General features: G+C 29.2%; 4 protein-coding genes. All 4 read left to right on the plus strand.

Going from position 1 to position 4,367, the window contains the following annotated elements:
- The first annotated feature begins 186 nt into the window (after positions 1 to 186).
- The 4 genes from glnA (at position 187) to A9758_RS00905 (ending at position 4,116) form a co-directional block, all read left to right on the plus strand.
- Positions 187 to 1,524, plus strand: a complete 1,338-nt coding sequence (gene glnA / locus A9758_RS00890; protein WP_011405849.1) for a type I glutamate--ammonia ligase — start codon at positions 187 to 189, stop codon at positions 1,522 to 1,524.
- Positions 1,525 to 1,706: 182 nt separating this feature from the next.
- Positions 1,707 to 3,368, plus strand: a complete 1,662-nt coding sequence (locus A9758_RS00895) for a DUF128 domain-containing protein (protein ID WP_011405850.1) — start codon at positions 1,707 to 1,709, stop codon at positions 3,366 to 3,368.
- A 354-nt stretch (positions 3,369 to 3,722) separates the two neighbouring features.
- Positions 3,723 to 3,914, plus strand: coding sequence for a 4Fe-4S binding protein (locus tag A9758_RS00900; protein WP_011405851.1), 192 nt, complete (start codon positions 3,723 to 3,725; stop codon positions 3,912 to 3,914).
- Positions 3,915 to 3,930: 16 nt separating this feature from the next.
- A complete protein-coding gene (locus A9758_RS00905; protein ID WP_011405852.1) occupies positions 3,931 to 4,116 on the plus strand; it encodes a 4Fe-4S binding protein in 186 nt (61 codons plus the stop codon).
- Positions 4,117 to 4,367: the final 251 nt, after the last annotated feature.

Consider the following 4,367-nt stretch of genomic DNA (forward strand, 5'->3'; position numbering starts at 1 on the left):
CAACTGGAAAGCCACCAATTTTCAAAACATTTATATACTATAATTTTAATAATTAATCTATAGGTAGGAAGTACACTTCCGACTATTATTATACTATAAAAAAATAAATATAATATATATGAAATAACTTATTAACAAGTATCTTTCTTATTAAAACATTATAATATTGAATAGGTGAAAATTTTTATGTCCGCACGAGATGACAAAATAGATGAAATTGTTAAAACAGTAGATGAACATGGTTCAAAATTTTTAAGGTTCCAATTTGTAGATATACATGGATTACCAAAAAATGTAGCAGTATCTTTAAATAAACCAGAAGATGTAGAAACAATTATTGAAGATGGATTATTATTTGATGGATCTTCAGTAGCAGGATTTGTAGGAATCAATGATAGTGACCTTGCATTAAAACCAGATATAAATACATTCTCAACTCTACCATGGAGACCAGATGAATATGGTGCATGTAGATTCATATGTGATGTATACCACACAGATGGAACACCATTTGAAGGAGACCCTAGAGGAGTTCTTAAAAAATCATTAAAATTAGCAAAAGATAGAGGTTACCAATACAACATGGGTCCAGAACCAGAATTTTTCCTTGTTGACCATGATGAAAATGGAAAACTTATTCCAGCAGATAATGCAGAATACTTCGATGTAGAACCATTAGATCAAGGTATAGATGTAAGAAAAGAAATAGTATTAGGTCTTGAAAAACTAAACTTCAACATAGAAGTAAGCCACCACGAAGTAGCACCAGGACAACACGAAGTTGACTTTAGATTTGATGATGCACTAAAAACAGCAGATGCTGTAGTAACATTCAAACAAGCAATTAAAGCATTAGTAGACAACCTAGGATACCAAGTAACATTCATGCCAAAACCATTCTTTGGAATTAATGGTAGTGGAATGCACTGTAACCAAAGTCTATTTAAAGATGGTAAAAACATATTCTACGACCCAGATACAGAAACACAACTATCCCAAGAAGCATTATACTTCATAGGAGGATTATTAAAACACGCAAAAGCATTATCTGCAATACTTTCCCCAACAATTAACTCATACAAACGTTTAGTACCAGGATATGAAGCACCATGTTACATAGCATACGGACTTAAAAATAGATCAACTCTCCTAAGAATTCCAGCTTCTAGGGGATTAGGTACAAGAATTGAATGTAGATCTGCAGACCCATCATGTAACCCATACCTTGCATTTGCAGTGTTACTTGAAGCAGGTCTCGATGGATTAGACAATAAAATTGACCCAGGAGAACCAACAGAATTCAATGCATTTGCTCTTACTCCTGATGAATTAGCAGCAAAAGGTATTGATACATTACCTACAAGTCTATGGGAAGCATATCATTCCTTAGAAAAAGACGATGTAGTTAAAAATGCTCTTGGAGATTATGTATACGATCAATTCTATAACATTAAACGTGCAGAATGGGATGACTACAGAATACAAGTATTTGATTATGAACGTGATAAATTCCTTAACATCTAGATATTATGTTATTATCTAATACTTTTCTCTCACCCTCTTTTTTTAAATATATTACATTGTACCATGTTTTTAATAATTATCAACAATAAATAATTATAATAACTACTAATCAAAAAAAATTTATATAATTTTAGTATTAAATAAGGAGACATGATAGTATTTCTATTAAACAAGAAACTGATATGAAAATGATGGAAATTCTAAGAATTTTATATAGTAAAAATGAAATTCTTGGTGCTAAAATAATCTCCCAAGAATTAGAAAAGAGAGGATACTCTCTTGGAGAACGTGCAGTAAGATATCATATGCATATTCTTGATGAAAAAGGATTCACTGAAAAAGTTGGTTATAAAGGTCGTCAAATCACAAAAAAAGGAATAGATGAACTAAAAAAAGGTTTAATTTTTGATCAAGTTGATTTTACATTTTCAAGATTTCAAGAAAAAATGTACAATGTATCACTTGATTACAAAAAAGCAACAGGTTCAGTAATTGTAAATATATCTTCAATAAATGACCTTGATTCCTCAAAAATAATAACAGATGTTTTCAAAGAGGGATTATCAGTAAGTAAACATTATAATATAGTTGAAAAAGATGATAAAACATATATTGAAACAGTCTGTGGAACAACTATTGACGGGGTATTTCAACAACAGGGCATAATTACAAAACCATTGTATGGTGGACTACTTAAAGTAGAAGATTATGTTCCAATTAATTTCACAGAACAAATTGCATATGAAAATACATCAATAACACCTCTTGAAGCATTCACAGGCCATGATAATACATCAGTAATTGATGTTATAAATAATGGAACAGGAGTAATACCAGCAAACTTTAGAATCATACCAGAAGTAAAAAAACAACATGCATTAGCTATTCTAGATAATCTTAAAACTATTGGAATAGGTGGAGTGATACATATTGGTAATCCCGGAGAAGCAGTCTTAGGAATTCCAGTTCCAGAGGGAATGGTTGGAATAGCAGTTGTTGGAGGTGTAACACCACTATGTGCAGCACGGGAAGAAGGATATGATCTTAGTATAAAACTAGCTGATGGATATGCTGAATATAGTAATATGATAAATTCATCCATTGCAAAAAATTTTCCCCTAAAACCTGTAACTTATAATAACACAACACCAGTATCTTTTGTATTAAATAAAATATACAACTTATTATCCACTGTTAACTTTGATATTGAATCAGGAGAGGGGGATGTTATAGTAAATGTATCATTTGTTGATAGAAATAATTTAGATACTTCTCTTGAAATATTAAGTAAAATGTACAAGTCAAAACCAGAATTCTGTATTGGAAATAGATATTCTCTGGTTGATGGTCCAGATAATAAGGTAGGTATTGCAACTATATGTAGCCTTACAATTGATGGTATATTAACAAAACATGGAATAAGTTCCTTTCCAAAATACAGTGGAATACTTGATATATATGGTAACAGTCGACGTTTTATTGAATTAATATCATATAAAGGTTCTTCTGTTGATCCACATGAAATATTTATTAATAAGAACATGTGTGAATTAAATGTATCTGGTGATTCTTGTAAAATCTTGGCAAGTGTTCATTCAGTACCATACATTGCAAGGGATAAAACAGTAGATATATTAGATAAACTTGGTGAATATGGATTTGAAGTATTAAATATTGGAAAACCAAATGAATACACATATAATGCTAAAATTGAAAAATATCATTTTGGATATGTGCTAGCTGGGGGATTAAATCCAATAGCTGCAATTAAAAAGGAAGGTATACCAACAGATGTAAAATCTATTGAAACAATGAAGAATTTTAATTCATTTGAAGAGTTCTAATCATATTCAACACTTCTTATTTTTTTTATTTATGAATGTATAAGTTAATAAGATATTTCATTCATTTCTAAAATGGGAATATTTTAATTCATATAAACTATATTTGTAAGAAATTATTATCAATTGTCTTGTTCTAATCTTTAAATAATAATACAATTTATGTTCGCCTAAAAAACAATTTATTTAAATATACATAAAAATAGAACATAAAACATAATTAAATATATTTTTTTTTATTGAAATATAATAAATAATTCTCTTTAATATAATCTTGATTTAAATAAAAAAGAGATAGGATATTCATATTATTATTGGAAAATATTAAATATCTGCTAAAATAAAGAAGTGATTAAAATGGTAGTAACAATGGATACAACTATATGTGGGGGAGTTGATGCATGTCCTGAGGGAGGATTATGTATTGACATCTGTGCATTAAATGCAATAGATAATGTTAATGGACAACCTATAATAAATCATGAAATATGTCCTGAATGTGGACTATGTGTATTAAATTGTCCAAAACAAGCTATTTCTAAAACATAAAAGGAGGGTAATGGCAATGGTTGTGACAGTTTATCAAGACAGATGTGATGGAGTAGAAGCATGTCCAAGAAATGGTGTGTGTATGGAAGTATGTGCACTTGATGCTATTGAACATAAGGGTGATTCCATAATAATTACAGAGGATTGTACAAACTGTGGACTTTGTGTTATGAACTGTCCGAGGGGTGCATTGTCAAAGTAGGAAAATAAACTTCAATTATTTATACTTTCTTTTTTTTAAAATATAATTTCATTTAGCCCCTTGATTTAAGTTTATATTAATTATGAACTATACTCTTTCTATTTCTTAATATTTTTCTTAAAATTAGTTTTTTATAATAAGCTTTTAAATCCATTAATATGTCCTCTTGACTATTTTAAAAATAAGAAAGAAATAAAAATGATAAACTCAACAAAAAAGATAAAGACAGCATTACAACAGTTAAGTTAACA

Origin of the sequence: Methanosphaera sp. A6 (assembly GCF_001729395.1) — an archaeon.
GTDB lineage: Archaea > Methanobacteriota > Methanobacteria > Methanobacteriales > Methanobacteriaceae > Methanosphaera > Methanosphaera stadtmanae.

Bases quoted from the DNA above. Each gene is read 5' to 3' on its own strand.
- glnA (WP_011405849.1), top strand. From the start codon at position 187: ATGTCCGCACGAGATGACAAAATAGATGAAATTGTTAAAACAGTAGAT.
- A9758_RS00905 (WP_011405852.1), top strand. From the start codon at position 3,931: ATGGTTGTGACAGTTTATCAAGACAGATGTGATGGAGTAGAAGCATGT.
- A9758_RS00900 (WP_011405851.1), top strand. From the start codon at position 3,723: ATGGTAGTAACAATGGATACAACTATATGTGGGGGAGTTGATGCATGT.
- A9758_RS00895 (WP_011405850.1), top strand. From the start codon at position 1,707: ATGAAAATGATGGAAATTCTAAGAATTTTATATAGTAAAAATGAAATT.